Annotated in this window: 14 protein-coding genes and 2 rRNA genes; 13 read left to right on the top strand and 3 right to left on the bottom strand. The window is 67.8% G+C overall.

Annotated features, from left to right (window positions below):
- Positions 1 to 94: 94 nt before the first annotated feature.
- The 9 genes from OG710_RS15735 (at position 95) to OG710_RS15695 (ending at position 9,811) form a co-directional block, all read left to right on the top strand.
- Entirely contained in the window at positions 95 to 898 is an 804-nt protein-coding gene (locus OG710_RS15735; RefSeq protein ID WP_111336481.1) for a DUF4232 domain-containing protein, read from the top strand.
- 76 nt (positions 899 to 974) lie between these two features.
- Positions 975 to 1,412: a DUF6892 domain-containing protein gene (locus OG710_RS15730; protein WP_330239885.1), complete on the top strand. Its 438-nt coding sequence runs from the start codon at positions 975 to 977 to the stop codon at positions 1,410 to 1,412.
- Between the two features lie 90 nt (positions 1,413 to 1,502).
- A complete protein-coding gene (locus tag OG710_RS15725) occupies positions 1,503 to 2,177 on the top strand; it encodes a DUF402 domain-containing protein (protein WP_330239884.1) in 675 nt (224 codons plus the stop codon).
- A 294-nt stretch (positions 2,178 to 2,471) separates the two neighbouring features.
- The gene (locus tag OG710_RS15720) at positions 2,472 to 2,780 is read left to right on the top strand and encodes a hypothetical protein (RefSeq protein ID WP_111336477.1); all 309 of its coding nucleotides are present in this window, start codon (positions 2,472 to 2,474) and stop codon (positions 2,778 to 2,780) included.
- Positions 2,781 to 2,934: 154 nt separating this feature from the next.
- Entirely contained in the window at positions 2,935 to 3,801 is an 867-nt protein-coding gene (locus OG710_RS15715; RefSeq protein ID WP_330239883.1) for a hypothetical protein, read from the top strand.
- Entirely contained in the window at positions 3,791 to 5,149 is a 1,359-nt protein-coding gene (locus OG710_RS15710; RefSeq protein ID WP_330239882.1) for a hypothetical protein, read from the top strand. Before OG710_RS15715 ends, OG710_RS15710 begins: the two co-directional genes overlap by 11 nt.
- Entirely contained in the window at positions 5,146 to 6,696 is a 1,551-nt protein-coding gene (locus OG710_RS15705; protein WP_111336470.1) for an SCO6880 family protein, read from the top strand. Before OG710_RS15710 ends, OG710_RS15705 begins: the two co-directional genes overlap by 4 nt.
- A 39-nt stretch (positions 6,697 to 6,735) precedes the next feature.
- Positions 6,736 to 8,154 (top strand): ATP-binding protein, encoded by a 1,419-nt coding sequence (locus OG710_RS15700; RefSeq protein ID WP_330239881.1) that lies wholly within the window; start codon positions 6,736 to 6,738, stop codon positions 8,152 to 8,154.
- A gap of 1 nt (position 8,155) precedes the next feature.
- A complete protein-coding gene (locus OG710_RS15695) occupies positions 8,156 to 9,811 on the top strand; it encodes a type IV secretory system conjugative DNA transfer family protein (protein WP_330239880.1) in 1,656 nt (551 codons plus the stop codon).
- Positions 9,812 to 9,821: 10 nt separating this feature from the next.
- Here the strand turns inward: OG710_RS15695 and OG710_RS15690 are convergent, their stop codons facing one another.
- On the bottom strand, positions 9,822 to 10,379 hold the full coding sequence (locus OG710_RS15690) for a GNAT family N-acetyltransferase (RefSeq protein WP_330239879.1): 558 nt from the start codon (positions 10,377 to 10,379) through the stop codon (positions 9,822 to 9,824).
- A 166-nt stretch (positions 10,380 to 10,545) separates the two neighbouring features.
- Here OG710_RS15690 and OG710_RS15685 point away from each other — a divergent pair, with 166 nt between their 5' ends.
- The 4 genes from OG710_RS15685 to OG710_RS15670 are packed head-to-tail and all read left to right on the top strand — an operon-like array spanning position 10,546 to position 14,250.
- Entirely contained in the window at positions 10,546 to 11,496 is a 951-nt protein-coding gene (locus tag OG710_RS15685; RefSeq protein ID WP_330239878.1) for an ATP-binding cassette domain-containing protein, read from the top strand.
- Positions 11,493 to 12,281, top strand: coding sequence for an ABC transporter permease (locus OG710_RS15680; protein WP_330239877.1), 789 nt, complete (start codon positions 11,493 to 11,495; stop codon positions 12,279 to 12,281). Before OG710_RS15685 ends, OG710_RS15680 begins: the two co-directional genes overlap by 4 nt.
- Positions 12,278 to 13,588 (top strand): sensor histidine kinase, encoded by a 1,311-nt coding sequence (locus OG710_RS15675; protein ID WP_330239876.1) that lies wholly within the window; start codon positions 12,278 to 12,280, stop codon positions 13,586 to 13,588. The genes OG710_RS15680 and OG710_RS15675 overlap by 4 nt, the downstream gene beginning before the upstream one ends.
- On the top strand, positions 13,585 to 14,250 hold the full coding sequence (locus tag OG710_RS15670; protein ID WP_330239875.1) for a response regulator transcription factor: 666 nt from the start codon (positions 13,585 to 13,587) through the stop codon (positions 14,248 to 14,250). Before OG710_RS15675 ends, OG710_RS15670 begins: the two co-directional genes overlap by 4 nt.
- A gap of 63 nt (positions 14,251 to 14,313) precedes the next feature.
- On the opposite strand, the gene rrf is transcribed toward OG710_RS15670, so the two are convergent.
- Together rrf and OG710_RS15660 are read right to left on the bottom strand one after the other, a co-directional pair.
- Positions 14,314 to 14,430, bottom strand: a 5S ribosomal RNA gene (gene rrf / locus OG710_RS15665).
- 81 nt (positions 14,431 to 14,511) lie between these two features.
- Positions 14,512 to 17,633: ribosomal RNA gene (locus OG710_RS15660) — 23S ribosomal RNA — on the bottom strand.
- Positions 17,634 to 17,932: the final 299 nt, after the last annotated feature.

Raw genomic sequence — 17,932 nt, 5'->3', positions numbered from 1 at the left:
CATGTCAGAAGGTCCGGAGGGGGAGCGGTTCGCCGCAGGTTCCGGGTTCTGGCCACCGACCGACCATCGACCGCCACACACTTCGGGGATTTCCATGCGTACGATCCGCAACCGCAAGCGCACCGCCGCCCTCGGCACCGCCGTCACCGCCGTGCTCGCCCTCGCCCTCACCGCCTGCGGCGGGGACGGCAGCGGCACCAAGTCGGCCGGCCCCGCGGACAGCGCCGCGTCCGTCTCCGCCGAGGCCACGACCACGGCCACCGACACCGCCGGGACCGAGGGCGGGGACGCCGCGAAGACCGGTGGTTCCACGCAGGCCGAAAGCGGGAAGACGACCGGCGGCACCACCGAGAAGGTCACCTCCAGCAAGGGCGGCTCCAAGGGGAGCACCGCGAAGACCGGCGGTTCGACGGGCGGCGGCGACACCAGCGACAGCTACGCGTACAAGCACCCCTGCAAGAGCTCCGACCTGTCGGTGCGCGTGTACGCCCGCCAGGGCTCGGCCACCCAGCACGTCATCGAGGTCAACAACACCGGCAAGAACTCCTGCGGCCTCAGCTACTACCCGCGCGTCTCCCTGGGCGCCGCGAACGCCTCCGACCACAGCGGCGACATCACCCCGCTCGTCCCCGGCGGCCTGGGCGGCCCCCCGGCGTACCCGGTGAAGCCGAAGACCGCCGCGATCGCCGTCATCGACCTCAACCCGGGCGGCGGAAACGGCGTGACCTGGGTCAACGAGCTGAACGTGCTCGCGGACGGCGACAACATGTCCAACGCCGAGCAGCTCAACTTCCCGCTCGGCCCGGACGTGAAGGTCGGCACCCCGAAGCTCGGCCTGTACGAGTCCTCGGTCGCGGACGCGGTGGCCTCCATGAAGCAGGCGAACACCAAGCCCTGACCCGTACCGGGCCATGGTGACGGTGCCCTCCGACAGACGCGGCGGTCTGTCGGAGGGCACCGCTACGATCCGTGGCATGCCAGCCTTCCGCGATTTCAACTTCAAGCTGCTCGTCATCGAGAAACTCATGTACGAGGACGAGAAGCTCACCCCGGTGTTCCGCATAGCCGACTGCCTCAAGGCGAAGGGCATCGACACGGACCCGCAGACCTACGCCTACGACAACGACCTCGCCTACACCGTCTTCGAGGAGGCCCGCGCCCACTTCGAGGCGCTGGAGATCAGCACGGAGCTGCTGGCCACCGTGGACACCCTGACCCTCGACGGCGGGCTGGAGGTCTACCAGGAGTGTGCCCCAGTCTGGGACGGCGAGGACGATCTCTTCGACGTGGGCTCCCTGGACGACCTGGACCTGCTGCCCAACCTGCGGCTGATCAGCGGTGTGGACGACTGCGGCCTGGGTATGGCGTTCGACGCCGACGTCCTCGCGAGCCGGGGCATCGCCACCGACTGACGCGCCCGGTACGGGCTCACACACCGTCACCGGCGGTGCGGGGCCCGGCCGTACGTGTCCGCCGCCCGCACGGCGGGCATGATCAAATACATGAAAGAGGACAAGAGGGACAACGCAAGCGGCATTCCGGGCCAGATCCTGCACTGGAACTTCTTCATAGGCGGCCATCTCAGCGCCTCCGTCCCGGTGCGCCTGGTCGAACGCACGGACGCGGGGCAGCTGGTGTGGATGAAGTCCGGCACCCCGATGTGGCACACCGCCCTGCCGCGCGGCATCACACATCTGCGGGAGATCGACCCGCGCGAACGCCCACCCGAGGGCTTCCCCGTCGTACCGGGCCGCTGGCCGATGGGCGACGCCCTCTTCTACCAGCCCACCGGCGCGGCGCACTCGGTGCTGTGGCTCTTCGGCCGCAGACACAGATTCCGCGGCTGGTACGTCAACCTCGAACGCCGCGTCCACCACGGCGCCGACATCGACATCACCGACCACGAGCTGGACATCAACGTCGCACCGGACCGCACCTGGAGCTGGAAGGACGAGCAGTCCTTCGCGGAGAAGACCGGCCACCCCGCGTACTGGACGGCCGAGGAAGCGCTGGCGATCCGGTCCGAAGGAGCGACGGTCGCACAGCTCGCCGAGGCCGGAACCTTTCCCTTCGACGGCTCCTGGTGTGATTTCCGGCCACCCCCGTCCTGGAAGACCCCGGCCCGGCCGCCCACTCCGCGTCACCCCCTGCTCCGGCCCACGGACGCCGCGACCTGACATCCCGCGCCCCGAGGGGTGCGGTTCGACCCCTTTGGGCCATCTCAGCCGATCTGGCGAAATGACGATCATTGCCCGGCGTCACTCTCCGTGATACACAGAGTAACCATACACATTTCGCCCATACACCGATTCGATCCGCAGGTCAGGGGGGTCAGACCGGTCAAACGTGCGAGATCCGGGTAAAGAGAGCCGTGAAGTCGTCGTACGAAAGCAGTTTCATCAGCGAAGATAGAGGGTGACCCGTGCCATGCGGCACGGGCGCCGAACTACCCAACAGGGGCGGTGACTTACATGATCCTGGCAGCTGAAAAGGGCGATATCACCACCATCATCGGCGGAATCGCCCCGAACTGGGGCCCGTTCGGAAGCCTGGGCAACGAGGCTCGCGTGATGATCGAAGTGGTGATGGCGATCGCCATCCTGCTGTGCCTCGGCATCGCGGTCTGGGGAGCGGCCAAGCAGCGCATCGGCGCGACGGCGCTGCGCGACACGTTCAGCGCGGAACAGGGCAAGGGGCTGATCGTGGCCGGCCTGACCGGTGTGTTCATCATCGGATCACTGGGGACCCTGTTCACCATTGTCTACGGGATGGCCGTCTGACCGAGCGTCACCCCTCCCATCCGTCCGTCGTGCCCACCGGCAGAGGTTGCGTACCCCTGATGTCGAGTCACCACACCGCGTCCGCGCGGAGAGCAGCACGGCTACCGTCGTACCAGGACACGGTTCGAGCAACGGTTGAGGGGGCGTACGCGGCATGAGTCTCGGCGACGAGGACGGCTACGGCAACGACGCGGGTCGGTCGAGCGACGCCTACAGCACCATCGGCGGCACCCGCCAGACCCGCACCCGCCTGCCCGACGGGCCGGCCGGCGACGCCTACGGCCCCCGCCGCCCGGCCCGCAACTCCCGCTCCCTCATCACCTTCGCCGGCGTGGTGATCCTCCTGCTGGGCGCCATCGCCTTCGCGAACATGGGCGACGACGACAGCCCGTCCGGCAAGTCCGGCACCGGCTCCGGCGACAAGGCGGCCGCCGCCCCGACGTCGGCCACGGGCACCAAACCGGTGACAACGAAAAACGGCACGATCCCCTCGGGCTTCGCCCACAACAAACAGGGCGCAGAAAGCGCAGCCGCAAACTACGCAGTAGCCCTGGGCTCCGCCGAGATGTTCGTCGCCTCTTCCCGCCGGGCCATCGTGCAGGCCACTCACGATCCCGGTGTCATCGAGAAGCTGACCGCCGATCTCGACACGGCCTACTCCCCCGGTTTCCTCAAGAACGTGGGTCTGAACGAGGACGGCAGTGCTCCCACTGGTCTGACGTTCGTCTCACGTACGGTCCCCGTGGGGACGAAGGTGGTCGAACAGTCCGCAGACTCGGCCACGGTGGAAGTGTGGTGCACCGGACTCGTCGGTATGGCCGGTGAGGGGTCCACGAAGCCGGTGACGGAGACCTGGTTCACGATCTCCGAGAGACTCAAGTGGGTCGGGAACGACTGGAAGATCGAGTCATCGAGCCAGACGGAGGGCCCCACCCCGGTCAGTGGTGACAACCGCGCTTCCTCGGCCGACGAGATCGCCGGTGCGGTGGACGGATACGGAGGCTTCGTCTATGCCCGATAGCCGTCGCTGGAGCATGCGCTCCCTGACCACACTGAGCGTCCTGCCTCTGCTGATCCTGCTCGCCTCCCGAGCCTCGGCAGAGCCCTCGCCCTCTCCGTCGCCCAGCAAGGAGGGCGACGAAGCCTGCGACCTCATCGTCGGGCTCGCCAAGGACTACTGCGAAGGCGACGCCAGTCCCAGCAAGGCGACTCCGCCCGACAGCACCGACCCCGCCCTCGACCCGCTCACCTCCCTCGGCCGTGGCTGCGCCGACGCCGCCGCCTGGATCGTGGGCAAGCTCAGCGACGCAGTCAAAAGCACCGCCAACGTCGACTTCACCAACACCCGCTTCCTCCAGCAATACGCCATCGTCTTCGCCGCCTCCACCGTCCTCACCCTCGTCCTCTGGCTCCTCGCCGTAGCCAAGCGCGCCATCCGCGGCGTCCCCCTCACCACCGCCATCTCCGAAGCCATCGGCTTCCTCTGGCTCACCGTCCTCGCCTCCGCCTTCACCCCCCTCATCCTCTACACCATCGTCTCCGCCACCGACGGCGTCACCGAAGTCATCGCCTCCTCCTCCGGCGGCCAGACCGACGTCTTCTTCGGCTCCTTCGCCGAAGCCCTCAAAAAGGACTCCGACATCGGCGGCGGCCCGATCATGCTGATCGTCGTCTCCCTCGTCTCGATCCTCGCCGCCGGCATCCTCTGGCTCGAACTCGTCATCCGAGCCGCCCTCCTCTACGTCGGCGCCCTCCTCGGAACCGCCGTCTACGCCGGCCTCGTCGACAAGAACATGTGGGGCCACGTACGCCGCTGGGCAGGCATCATGATCGCGGTCATCATGGTCAAGCCCGTCATCGTCATCGTCCTCGGCCTCGCCGGCGCCCTCTCCTCCGACGACGGCCCCGACGCCTTCTCCGCCGTCGTCTCCGGCCTCGCCATCATCCTGCTGGCCATCTTCGCCTCCGGCATGATCTACCGCTTCGTCCCCGGCTTCGGCGACGAGATCCAGGGCGCCCGCACCAACCGCAAGCAGGCCACCGACGGCTCCCAGGCCGCCGCCATGATCAGCTCCCCCGCCGCCCTCGTCTCCCAGGGCATCAAGACCCACAGCAGCCGCGGCGGCCAGAACGGCGGCGACACCAGCAGCAGCGGCGGCGCCCGGCCCGCCAACCCGGTCAGCGGCGGAGTCGCCGCCCACAGCTCCCGCAACACCGGCAGCGGCGGCAGCTCCGCGTCCCCCGCCGCACCCCCGCCCCGCAGCGGCTCCGGCCCCACCTCCGGCACCCCGCACAGCAGCCGCGGCACCCGCGGACCCGGCAGTCCAGGCAACACAGGTAACAACCGCACAGGAGGTGGCGGGCGTTGAGCACCCAGTCCCATCCCATCGCGCCCCGCCGTACGTATCTCATCGGCCGCGCCCGGCCGAACGCGATCGTCGGCAAGAACCGCGAGACAGGCGAAATCGCCCTGATCATCGCCGGCGCGTTCCTCGGCATGATGAGCGGCCTGCTCATCCCCGTCCTCTCCCTGCGCATCGTGCTGCTCACCGGCTTCCCGCTCCTCGCCATCGCCATGGTCTACGTCCCGTACCGGCACCGGACCTTCTACAAGTGGTTCGAGATCAACCGCAGCTACAAGCGCTCCCTGCGCCGCGGCACCACCTACCGCTCCTCCGCCATGGAAGCCGGCACCCGCGCGGACGGCCGCGAGGTCGAGATCGGCCCGCCCCCCGGCATCGGCCGCATCAACTGGCTCTCCGCCCCCTTCGGCCCCGACGAGATCGCCGTCCTCCTCCACGCCGACCGGCGCACCGTCACCGCCGCCATCGAGATCGAGGGCCCCGGCGTCGGCCTCCGCGACAGCGAGGACCAGGAAGCCCTCGTCGACCGCTTCGGCACCCTCCTCAAGCACGTCGCCAACGGAGACGGCTTCGTCACCCGCCTCCAGATGCTCGCCCGCACCCTCCCCGCCGACCCCGACGCCCACGCCAAGGACGTCGCCCAGCGCGGCGACCACAACTCCCCCCGCTGGCTGCAGGACTCCTACGACCAGCTCCAGTCCATGGTCTCCACCTCCAGCGAGCAGCACCGCGCCTACCTCGTCGCCTGCATGCACTTCAACCGCGAGCTCGCCGCCGAGGCCAACGCCATGGCCCGCGCCGCCCGCCCGCACACCGGCCGCAAGCTCGACCGCGACGCCGGACTCGCCGTCGTCATGGCCCGCGAGCTCACCGACATCTGTGCCCGCCTCGCCGAGGCCGACATCCGGGTCCGCCAGCCCCTCGGCCAGAGCCGGCTCGCCTCCCTCGTGCACTCCATGTACGACCCGGACCACCCCATCGACCACATCCAGGCCATGACCAGGCGCAACGCCTGGCCCGCCGAGCTCGACGCCGTCGAACCCACCTACCTCCAGGCCAAGACCCGCGAATCGTCCACCCGCGCCCCCTGGTGCCACTCCACGGCCTGGGTGAAGGAGTGGCCGATGACCCCCGTCGGCGTCAACTTCCTGGCCCCGCTCCTCGTCCACACCCCCGACGTCATCCGCACGGTCGCTGTCTGCATGGACCTCGAACCCACCGAGATCGCCATCGAACGCATGCTGACCGAGAAGACCAACGACGACGCCGAGGCCAGCCGCCAGGCCAAGATGAACCGGACCGTCGACCCCCGCGACATCGCCGCCCACGGCCGCCTCGACCAGCGCGGCGAAGACCTCGCCAGCGGCGCCGCCGGAGTCAACCTCGTCGGCTACATCACCGTCTCGTCCCGCTCCCCCGAGGCCCTCGCCCGCGACAAGCGGACCATCCGCGCCTCCGCCGGAAAGTCGTACCTCAAGCTCGAATGGTGCGACCGCGAGCACCACCGCGCCTTCGTCAACACCCTGCCGTTCGCCACCGGCATCCGCCACTAGCCACCAGCCCGCGACACCGAGAGGGAGGTCAGTCACGCCATGCGAGATCCGCTGTCCGCGTTGTCGGACGCCTTTACCGCCTTCCTCTTCGGGAAGGTGGAGACCACCCGGCTGCCCGTCCGCACCTCGACCGGCCAGGCCCAGGCCGTCTATCTGCCCACCGCGGCCCCCGGCCTCGGCGACTCCGGCGTGATCATCGGTCGCGAGGTGTACTCAGGCAAGGGCTACGTCTACGACCCGTTCCAGCTGTACGGGCAGCAGCTCCCCGCCCCCCACTGGCTGGTCCTCGGCGAATCCGGCAACGGCAAGTCCGCCCTGGAGAAGACGTACGTGCTCCGCCAGCTCCGCTTCCGCGACCGCCAGGTCGTCGTCCTGGACGCCCAGGGCGAGGACGGCGTCGGCGAGTGGAACCTCATCGCCGAGGAGCTGGGCCTCACCCCCATCCGCCTCGACCCCACCTCCGCCCTCAACGGCGGCATCCGGCTCAACCCGCTCGACCCCGCCATCACCACCACCGGCCAGCTCGCCCTCCTGCGCACCATCATCGAAGTCGCCATGGGCCACGGCCTCGACGAACGCTCCGGCTTCGCGCTCAAGGTCGCCCACGCCTACGTCAACGCGACCACGACCGACCGCCAGCCCGTCCTCACCGACATCGTCGAGCAGCTGCGCCACCCCGAACCGGAATCCGCCCAGGCGATGAACGTCGACATCGACGACGTACGCGCCTGGGGCCTGGACGTCGCCCTCGTCCTCGACCGGCTCGTCGACGGCGACCTGCGCGGCATGTTCGACGGCCCGACATCCTTCGGCATCGATCTGGACGCCCCGCTGATCGTCTTCGACCTCTCGCACATCGACCGCAACTCCATCGCCATGCCCATCCTGATGGCGATCGTCGGCGTCTGGCTGGAGCACACCTGGATCAGGCCCGACCGCAAGAAGCGCATCTTCCTGGTCGAGGAAGCCTGGCACATCATCAACTCGCCATTCGTGGCCCAGCTCTTCCAGCGGCTGCTCAAGTTCGGCCGCCGCCTCGGGCTGTCCTTCGTCGCCGTCGTCCACCACCTCAGCGACGTGGTCGACGGCGCCGCCGCACGGGAGGCCGCCGCCATCCTCAAGATGGCCTCCACCCGCACGATCTACGCCCAGAAGGCCGACGAGGCCAGAGCCACCGGCAGGGTCCTCGGACTGCCCCGGTGGGCGGTCGAGATCATCCCCACCCTCACCCCCGGCATCGCGGTCTGGGACGTCAACGGCAACGTACAGGTCGTCAAGCACCTGATCACCGAAGCCGAACGCCCCCTCGTCTTCACCGACCGCGCCATGACCGAATCGTCCGCCGACGACCCGATCCCGGACGATGTACGGGCCGCCGACCTCAAAGCCGAGGAACGCGCGGCCAGGATCGAGAACCAACAGCGGCTGAACGAGTCGTCCGAGTCAACGGTGGCATGACATGGCAGGAAGCGGCGGCGCGACGTCCGGCGACGGCAAGGGGGGCGGCATCCCCGACGGCCTGCTCATCGGGCTGCTGGTATTCCTTCTCGGCCTGACCCTGATGGCATGGACGGCCACCGGCCTCGCCGGCCTCTTCGCCCACGGCGCCTGGCCCGAAGGCGTCACCCTCACCGAAACACCCCTGGCCCTGCGCCGGCTGCTGGACGCCCCGCACGACCTGCCCGCCGCCTGGCCGAACACCCCACCCGCCGAACTCTCCGGCTACGGCCTCTTCTGGGGCCTGCTCATCGGCGAACTGATGGTGCTCGCGGTGCTGTCGATCTTCGTGATGGGCGTCATCACCCGCTCACGAGCCGTCCTGGCCCACCGCCGCACGGAACGAACCGACCGCCTCGCCCGCCACGAGCAGGCATTCCGCGAGCAGCGGGCACAGCGCCGTCTGCAGCAGTCCACCGGCCGCAAGCGCGGCCGGTGGAACAAGGAGCGGGAGTACGCGGACGAGCAGGCGTTCCCCGAACCCGCACCGGAGCCCGCCGACCCCTTCACCAAGACAGCCCCAGGCGCCCCCGCACCCGTACCGGCGCTCCCCGTGCCCACGGAACACGGCCCCGAAACCGCACCCATCCCCCAAGCCCAAGCCCTGCCGCACCCCGCGGCACCACACCCCGCGCCGGAGCCCGCGCACACCCCGCCCCCGCCGGCCGCCGTGCCCGCCCCGCGCACCCCGCTCGTCCTCTACGGCCCCGCCCCCACCCGCCGGGCCACCGCCCTCCAGGCGATCCAGGAAGCCGACGGGCCCGTGCTCGTGGTCACCGCCGACCCCAGCCTGTGGGCCGAGACCAAGGACGCCCGCGCCAAGCTCGGCCCGGTCCTCGTCTACGACCCCGGCCACCTCTGCGACACCCCGGACCGGCTGCACTGGGCCCCCACCACCGGCTGCGAAGACGCCGAACGCGCGGCCTCCCGCGCCGCCGCGCTCCTCGCCCCCGTCCGGCCCCAGGGCCGTACCGACGCGGCCACGGCCGACACCGCCGAAACCCTGCTGCGCTGCTGGCTGCACGCCGCCGCCATCGACGGCCGCCCCTTCCGCCAGGTCCACCGCTGGGCCGGCGGCGGCAACGCCCATGAACCGGTCCGCCTGCTGCGCACCCACCCGAAGGCCGCCCCCGGCCTCGCCGGACTCCTCGAGTCAGCGCTCACCGGGCACCCCGAACGCCGGGAAATGGCCCAGGAACTGACGGTACGGGCCTTCGTCGCGCTCTCCTCCGTCCACGTCCGGGACGCCTGCACACCCAACCGGGCCGACACCCTCGCGCTGGATTCCTTCGCGGCCGAAGGGGGCAGCCTCTATGTGGTGGGTGAATCCATCGAGACCCCGCGAACCGGCCCGGGGACCATGCCCCTGCTCACCGCGCTCGCCTCAGACGTGGTCGAGCACGGCCGTCGCATGGCCGCACGGTCATCCGACGGCCGGCTCGACCCACCAATGACGCTCGTCCTCGACGACATCGCGGCCGTCGCACCCCTGCCCCGGCTGCCGGAACTCCTGCGGACCGGCCAGACCCGCGGCCTCGACACCGTCGCCCTGCTCCGCTCCCCGGAACAGGCCCGCTCCCACTGGACGCAGCAGCTCCGCACACCCAGCACCCTGTGAGAAGCGGCGCTCAGGGCCGCGCCAGCGCGTACTCCAGCTCCCGCACCGCCGGATCACCCGGCATCGGCACGGTCTCCCCGGTCGGCGCGAAGCCAAACCTCCGGTAGAACGCGGCGGCACGCGGATTGTGCTCGTGCACATACAGCCGTACGCGTTCCAGCCGCGGCTTCTCCAGCGACCACGCCCAGTCCACGGCCGCCCGGAACAGCGCGTCGGCCACCCCCGCGCCCCGCGCCTCCGGCCGTACGAACACACCGACCAGATGCCCCTGGTTCACCGCGGCCGGCTCCCCGAAACGCGCCTCCACATCCGGGCCCTCGACGAGCACGGTCACCGAGCCCGCCCAGGAACCGTCCGGACCCTCGGCGACGAACTGCCGCACCTGACCCGCACCCTCATCGGAGGCGTCCACCGTCCGTTCCCGCCACGCCTCCTCGGACCGCTCCAGGCCCTGCTCGTACGTCTCCAGGAACGCCACCGGGGCGACCGGGTCCCGCAACGCGGCCAACCGCAGGTCCCGCACCGACTGCCACTCATCGGCGCGCACCGGCCGTATCTCGTAGTCCATGCGCCGATCCTGACCCGCGCCGCGACGACCACGCAAACGGATTCCCCCGGCCCGGCGGCCCCGGCCGACCGCCCCGGCGCGGCGTCGTACCCCGGTACTACGCGGCCGTAAACCTCCCGCCCCCGGTCCGACGCCCGCCCCGCGCCGGCTCCGTAGCGTCGAGCACATGATCAGGGCACACGCACTCACCAAGCGGTACGGAGACACCACCGTCGTCCAGGATCTCGACTTCACCGTCCGCCCCGGCACCGTGACCGGCTTCCTCGGCCCCAACGGCGCCGGGAAGTCCACCACCATGCGGATGCTGCTCGGCCTGGACGCCCCCACCCGAGGCCGCTCCACGATCGGCGGCCGCGACTACACCACCCACAGCGCACCCCTCACCGAGGTCGGTGCCCTGCTGGAGGCCCGCTCCGTCCACCCCGGCCGGACCGCCTTCCACCATCTGATGGCCCTCGCCCACACCCACGGCATCCCGCGCGGCCGCGTCGACCACGTCATCGGCCTCGCCGGACTGACCGCCGTCGCCGGAAAGCGCGTCAAGGGGTTCTCGCTCGGCATGGGCCAGCGCCTGGGCATCGCCGCCGCCCTGCTCGGCGACCCGGCCACCGTCATCCTCGACGAACCGGTCAACGGCCTGGACCCGGAAGGCGTCCTCTGGATGCGCACCCTCCTGCGCGACCTGGCCGCCCAGGGCCGCACGGTCCTGATCTCCTCGCACCTGATGAGCGAAATGGCCCTCACCGCCGACCACCTCGTCATCATCGGACGCGGCCGCCTCCTCGCCGACACCACGGTCACCGACTTCACCGCCACCGCCGGCGGCGGCTCCGTGACCGTCGTGACCCCCGAACCCGCCGCCCTGCGCGACCTGCTGCGCGGACCCGGCATCGACATCACCACCGCGCCCGGCTCCGACCGGCTGGACGTACGCGGCACGGACGCCGAACACATCGGCCGCACCGCCGCCGCCCACGCCATCCCCCTCTACGAACTCACCCCGCGCACCGCATCCCTCGAACAGGCGTTCATGGATCTCACCCAGGAGTCCGTCGACTACCGGACCACCGCCCCCGCATCCACCACACCGAGCGCACCGACCGGAGCCCCCGCATGAACACCAGCGCCCTTCCCCACCCCTACCGGGTCACACCTCTGCGGGTGCTCCACTCCGAATGGCACAAGCTGCACACCCTGCGCTCCAGCTGGATCACCCTGGGACTGGCCGTCGCCTTCGTCCTCGGCGTCGGCATCGCCATGGGCTCGACCTACTCCTCCGACGGCGGCGACTCGGACGTCGACACCGTCATCCTCGTCCTCTACGGCTCACTCCTCGCCTCCCTCTGCACGGTGGTCCTGGGCATCCTCGTCACCGCGGGCGAGTACTCCACCGGCCTGATCCGCGCCTCGCTCACCGCGGTCCCTCGCAGGCTCCCCGTCCTGTGGGCGAAGGCGGCCGTCTTCACGGCCACGGTCTTCACCCTCATGCTCGCGACCGGGCTCCTCACCTTCGTCACCGCCCAGTACTTCCTCCAGGACACGGACCAGGCCGCTTCCCTCACCGATCCGGGTGTACTGCGCGCCATCGCGGGGAACGCCGCCGGAGTCACCCTCCTCGGCCTCATCGCCCTGGGCCTCGGCGCCCTCCTGCGCTCCGTCCCCGGAGCCATCGGCGCCTTCGTCGGCGGTGTGATGATCCTCCCCGAGGTCATCACCATGCTCCCGTACGACATCGTGGAGACCGCCGTCCGCTACTTCCCCACCCAGGCCGCGGGCGTCCTCGGCTCCTCGACCCCGCTGCCGGACGCCGCCGCACCCGGCCCCGCCCTGCTCGCCCTGCTCCTGTGGGCCTCGGCCACACTGGTCGCGGCGGCCGTACTCCTGCGCCGCCGGGACGCATGAACCGTACGCAGCGGGAACGCCGGAGGGTACGAGTGACGGACAACGCCACGGACCGGCGGCCGCCGCCCACCTCCGGCCCCACCCCGCTGACCCGGCACCTGCAACGCCTGCTCCAGCGCGTCCGCGCCTTCGACCGCCGCCACCCCGCCGTCTGGAACAGCACGCTCACAGCGTTCTGGGTGCTCTTCGCCGTACTCGACGTCTCCACCCGCGGCTGGAGAACGGTCGCCATCGACGCGCAGGTGCCGACGCCGCTGGTGCTCACGATGAGCGTCGCGTTCTCCGCACCACTGCTGTGGCGCCGCTCCCACCCGCTGACCGTGCTCGCCTTCATGGCACCGTTCTCCCTGGCCAACGCCTGGACGGGCGCGGTCATCCAGGCATCGCTGCTCCAGGAGATCGCGGTCTTCAACATCGCGGTACGGCTGCCGATGCGCACCCTCGCCCGATCCGGCGCCCTGATCGCCGCCCCGCTGGTCATCGCCTCGGCCCGCTTCCCGGACGAGTGGTCCCAGCTGCTGCTTCCGCACGTCTGGATGTTCGCCATCGCCGCCCTTGCCGGCATCGTGGTGCGCACGCGCAAGGAGTACACGGAGGCCCTGGTCGACCGGGCCGACCGGCTGGAACGCGAACGCGACCAGCAGGCCCGCCTCGCCGCCGCCGAGGAACGGACCCGCATCGCCCGCGAGATGCACGACATCATCGGCCACAACCTCTCCGTCATCACGGGCCTGGCCGACGGCGGCTCGTACGCCGCGGCCCGCAACCCGGAACGCGCGGCCCAGGCGCTCCAGGCCATCGGCACCACCAGCCGCCAGGCCCTCGCCGAGCTGCGCCGGCTGCTCGGTGTGCTGCGGGACGACCCGGAGGACGCCGACCGCACCCCGCAGCCCACCCTCGACGACATCGACGCGCTGCTGGACGGCGTACGCCGGGCGGGTCTGCCCGTACGGCTGTGTGTACGGGGGACACCGCCGCCCCATCCGCCCAGTCCGGGGCGGCAGCTGACGGTGTACCGGGTGGTGCAGGAAGCCCTGACGAACACCCTGAAACACGCGGGCCCGGCTCCGGAACTCGCGGCCGAAGTCACCCTGGACCACCGGCCTGGCGCCCTCGAAGCCCTCATCACGGACAATGGCAGCCCGCGCCCGGCCCCGGAGGCATCCGCCACCGGCACCGGGCAGGGCATCACGGAGATGCGCGCCCGCGCCTCCCTGTACGACGGCACACTCGAAGCCGGACCGTCGTCGGCCGGACCCGGCTGGCAGGTACGGCTGCGGCTCCCCCTGGAGGACTCCCCCTCGTGACGACCGTGCTCATCGCGGACGACCAGCCGATGCAACGTTTCGGCTTCCGCATGCTGTTGGAGAGCCAGGACGACCTGACGGTCGTCGGTGAGGCCGCCAACGGCCACGAAGCGCTCCAGCTCGTCGCCCGGCACCAGCCGGACGTGGTGCTGATGGACATCCGGATGCCGCTCCTGGACGGCATCGAGGCGACCCGCCGCATCATCAGGGCGGGCTCCCGCACCCGGGTCCTGATCGTCACCACCTTCGACCTGGACCGGTACGCGTACGACGGGCTCCGCGCCGGCGCCAGCGGCTTCCTCATCAAGGACGCCCTGCCGGAGGAACTGCTTTCCGGGGTACGGGCCGTGGCCGGCGGAGACGCGGTGGTCGCCCCCAGCCTGACTCGCCGTCTGCTGGACGCGTACGTACAGCACTTGCCGGCCGCGCCGGGCGAACCCGCCACCCAGGACCCTCGGATCGCGGGGCTCACGGGGCGGGAACTGGAAATCCTCACCGTCATCGGGCAGGGCTGGAGCAACGCCGAGATTTCGGAGCGCCTGCACCTCGCGGAGTCGACGGTGAAGACCCATGTCTCCCGCGTTCTCGCGAAGACGGGGGCCAGGGACCGCGTCCAGGCGGTGATCCTGGCGTACGACACCCATCTGGTGACACCGGGCTGAAAGGCCCCCGGAAACGCAGAAAAGCCCCGTGCCACAAGGGCACGGGGCTTTCCCACAATGATTGTTCGGCGGCGTCCTACTCTCCCACAGGGTCCCCCCTGCAGTACCATCGGCGCTGAAAGGCTTAGCTTCCGGGTTCGGAATGTAACCGGGCGTTTCCCTAACGCAATGACCACCGAAACACTATGAAATTCTGAACAAGACCGGACATGGACACGGCTGTTCGTTATTTCAGAACTAACACAGTGGACGCGAGCAACTGAGGACAAGCCCTCGGCCTATTAGTACCAGTCAGCTCCACCCGTTACCGGGCTTCCACATCTGGCCTATCAACCCAGTCGTCTACTGGGAGCCTTAACCAATCAAGTTGGTGGGAATACTCATCTTGAAGCAGGCTTCCCGCTTAGATGCTTTCAGCGGTTATCCTTTCCGAACGTAGCCAACCAGCCATGCCCTTGGCAGAACAACTGGCACACCAGAGGTTCGTCCGTCCCGGTCCTCTCGTACTAGGGACAGCCCTTCTCAATATTCCTACGCGCACAGCGGATAGGGACCGAACTGTCTCACGACGTTCTAAACCCAGCTCGCGTACCGCTTTAATGGGCGAACAGCCCAACCCTTGGGACCGACTCCAGCCCCAGGATGCGACGAGCCGACATCGAGGTGCCAAACCATCCCGTCGATATGGACTCTTGGGGAAGATCAGCCTGTTATCCCCGGGGTACCTTTTATCCGTTGAGCGACAGCGCTTCCACAAGCCACTGCCGGATCACTAGTCCCGACTTTCGTCCCTGCTCGACCCGTCGGTCTCACAGTCAAGCTCCCTTGTGCACTTACACTCAACACCTGATTGCCAACCAGGCTGAGGGAACCTTTGGGCGCCTCCGTTACCCTTTAGGAGGCAACCGCCCCAGTTAAACTACCCATCAGACACTGTCCCTGATCCGGATCACGGACCCAGGTTAGACATCCAGCACGACCAGAGTGGTATTTCAACGACGACTCCACAACCACTGGCGTGGCCGCTTCAAAGTCTCCCACCTATCCTACACAAGCCGAACCGAACACCAATATCAAACTATAGTAAAGGTCCCGGGGTCTTTCCGTCCTGCTGCGCGAAACGAGCATCTTTACTCGTAGTGCAATTTCACCGGGCCTATGGTTGAGACAGTCGAGAAGTCGTTACGCCATTCGTGCAGGTCGGAACTTACCCGACAAGGAATTTCGCTACCTTAGGATGGTTATAGTTACCACCGCCGTTTACTGGCGCTTAAGTTCTCAGCTTCGCCACCCCGAAGAGCAGCTAACCGGTCCCCTTAACGTTCCAGCACCGGGCAGGCGTCAGTCCGTATACATCGCCTTACGGCTTCGCACGGACCTGTGTTTTTAGTAAACAGTCGCTTCTCGCTGGTCTCTGCGGCCACCCCCAGCTCACCAAGTAAATCGGATCACCAGGAATGGCCCCCCTTCTCCCGAAGTTACGGGGGCATTTTGCCGAGTTCCTTAACCATAGTTCACCCGAACGCCTCGGTATTCTCTACCTGACCACCTGAGTCGGTTTAGGGTACGGGCCGCCATGAAACTCGCTAGAGGCTTTTCTCGACAGCATAGGATCATCCACTTCACCACAATCGGCTCGGCATCAGGTCTCAGCCTTAACGTGTGACGGATTTGCCTACCACACGGCCTACACCCTTACCCCAGGACAACCACCGCCTGGGCTGGACTACCTTCCTGCGTCACCCCATCGCTTACCTACTACCACCTTGGTTCGTCGGCTCCACCACTACCCTCAACTCCGAAGAGATCGGGCCGGCTTCACGGACTTAGCATTAATGGGCTCAGTACTGGGCGTTTCAAAGCGGGTACCGGAATATCAACCGGTTGTCCATCGACTACGCCTGTCGGCCTCGCCTTAGGTCCCGACTTACCCTGGGCAGATCAGCTTGACCCAGGAACCCTTAGTCAATCGGCGCACACGTTTCTCACGTGTGTATCGCTACTCATGCCTGCATTCTCACTCGTGAACCGTCCACAACTCGCTTCCGCGGCTGCTTCACCCGGCACACGACGCTCCCCTACCCATCCCAGCAGGCGTTAACCCTTCATGCTGGAATGACACGACTTCGGCGGTACGCTTGAGCCCCGCTACATTGTCGGCGCGGAATCACTTGACCAGTGAGCTATTACGCACTCTTTCAAGGGTGGCTGCTTCTAAGCCAACCTCCTGGTTGTCTCTGCGACTCCACATCCTTTCCCACTTAGCGTACGCTTAGGGGCCTTAGTCGATGCTCTGGGCTGTTTCCCTCTCGACCATGGAGCTTATCCCCCACAGTCTCACTGCCGCGCTCTCACTTACCGGCATTCGGAGTTTGGCTAAGGTCAGTAACCCGGTAGGGCCCATCGCCTATCCAGTGCTCTACCTCCGGCAAGAAACACACGACGCTGCACCTAAATGCATTTCGGGGAGAACCAGCTATCACGGAGTTTGATTGGCCTTTCACCCCTAACCACAGGTCATCCCCCAGGTTTTCAACCCTGGTGGGTTCGGTCCTCCACGAAGTCTTACCTCCGCTTCAACCTGCCCATGGCTAGATCACTCCGCTTCGGGTCTAGAGCGTGCAACTCAATCGCCCTGTTCGGACTCGCTTTCGCTACGGCTTCCCCACACGGGTTAACCTCGCTACACACCGCTAACTCGCAGGCTCATTCTTCAAAAGGCACGCAGTCACGACATGCAAGCAAGCTTGCATGCGACGCTCCCACGGCTTGTAGGCACACGGTTTCAGGTACTATTTCACTCCGCTCCCGCGGTACTTTTCACCATTCCCTCACGGTACTATCCGCTATCGGTCACCAGGGAATATTTAGGCTTAACGGGTGGTCCCGCCAGATTCACACGGGATTTCTCGGGCCCCGTGCTACTTGGGTGTCTCTCAAACAAGCCGCTGATGTTTCAGCTACGGGGGTCTTACCCTCTACGCCGGACCTTTCGCATGTCCTTCGCCTACACCAACGGTTTCTGACTTGTCTCACAGCCGGCAGACTGTGAAAGAGAGATCCCACAACCCCGCATGCGCAACCCCTGCCGGGTATCACACGCATACGGTTTGGCCTGATCCAGTTTCGCTCGCCACTACTCCCGGAATCACGGTTGTTTTCTCTTCCTGCGGGTACTGAGATGTTTCACTTCCCCGCGTTCCCTCCACACTGCCTATGTGTTCAGCAGCGGGTGACAGCCCATGACGACTGCCGGGTTTCCCCATTCGGACACCCCCGGATCAAAGCTCGGTTGACAGCTCCCGGGGCCTATCGCGGCCTCCCACGTCCTTCATCGGTTCCTGGTGCCAAGGCATCCACCGTGCGCCCTTAAAAACTTGGCCACAGATGCTCGCGTCCACTGTGCAGTTCTCAAACAACGACCAGCCACCCACCACCCCACCCCAACCGGGATGAGTTCACTGGGGCCGGCAACCGAAGGACGACCATCACGGCCGTACCTTCAGATACCCAACAGCGTGCCCGACCCGGTAAGCCACCCACCACGTTCCACGCTCCGAAGAGCAGTACTAGCAGCAGGTTCACCCACCGTGCCGAGTAGTCAACGTTCCACCCATGAGCTGACCACCGTCGGACGTTTGCCGACGTAGTGGCTCTGGATCCCTTGCGGAATCTAGATGCT

The sequence above is a fragment of the Streptomyces sp. NBC_00525 genome, assembly GCF_036346595.1.
In the GTDB taxonomy this organism is placed as follows: domain Bacteria; phylum Actinomycetota; class Actinomycetes; order Streptomycetales; family Streptomycetaceae; genus Streptomyces.
The sequence above is the reverse complement of the archived record's forward strand: the minus strand, read 5'-3'. Positions and strand labels throughout refer to the sequence as shown.

Coding starts and splice junctions, on each gene's coding strand:
- OG710_RS15735 (WP_111336481.1), top strand. CDS start 95: ATGCGTACGATCCGCAACCGCAAGCGCACCGCCGCCCTCGGCACCGCC.
- OG710_RS15730 (WP_330239885.1), top strand. CDS start 975: ATGCCAGCCTTCCGCGATTTCAACTTCAAGCTGCTCGTCATCGAGAAA.
- OG710_RS15725 (WP_330239884.1), top strand. CDS start 1,503: ATGAAAGAGGACAAGAGGGACAACGCAAGCGGCATTCCGGGCCAGATC.
- OG710_RS15720 (WP_111336477.1), top strand. CDS start 2,472: ATGATCCTGGCAGCTGAAAAGGGCGATATCACCACCATCATCGGCGGA.
- OG710_RS15715 (WP_330239883.1), top strand. CDS start 2,935: ATGAGTCTCGGCGACGAGGACGGCTACGGCAACGACGCGGGTCGGTCG.
- OG710_RS15710 (WP_330239882.1), top strand. CDS start 3,791: ATGCCCGATAGCCGTCGCTGGAGCATGCGCTCCCTGACCACACTGAGC.
- OG710_RS15700 (WP_330239881.1), top strand. CDS start 6,736: ATGCGAGATCCGCTGTCCGCGTTGTCGGACGCCTTTACCGCCTTCCTC.
- OG710_RS15695 (WP_330239880.1), top strand. CDS start 8,156: ATGGCAGGAAGCGGCGGCGCGACGTCCGGCGACGGCAAGGGGGGCGGC.
- OG710_RS15690 (WP_330239879.1), bottom strand. CDS start 10,379: ATGGACTACGAGATACGGCCGGTGCGCGCCGATGAGTGGCAGTCGGTG.
- OG710_RS15685 (WP_330239878.1), top strand. CDS start 10,546: ATGATCAGGGCACACGCACTCACCAAGCGGTACGGAGACACCACCGTC.
- OG710_RS15680 (WP_330239877.1), top strand. CDS start 11,493: ATGAACACCAGCGCCCTTCCCCACCCCTACCGGGTCACACCTCTGCGG.
- OG710_RS15675 (WP_330239876.1), top strand. CDS start 12,278: ATGAACCGTACGCAGCGGGAACGCCGGAGGGTACGAGTGACGGACAAC.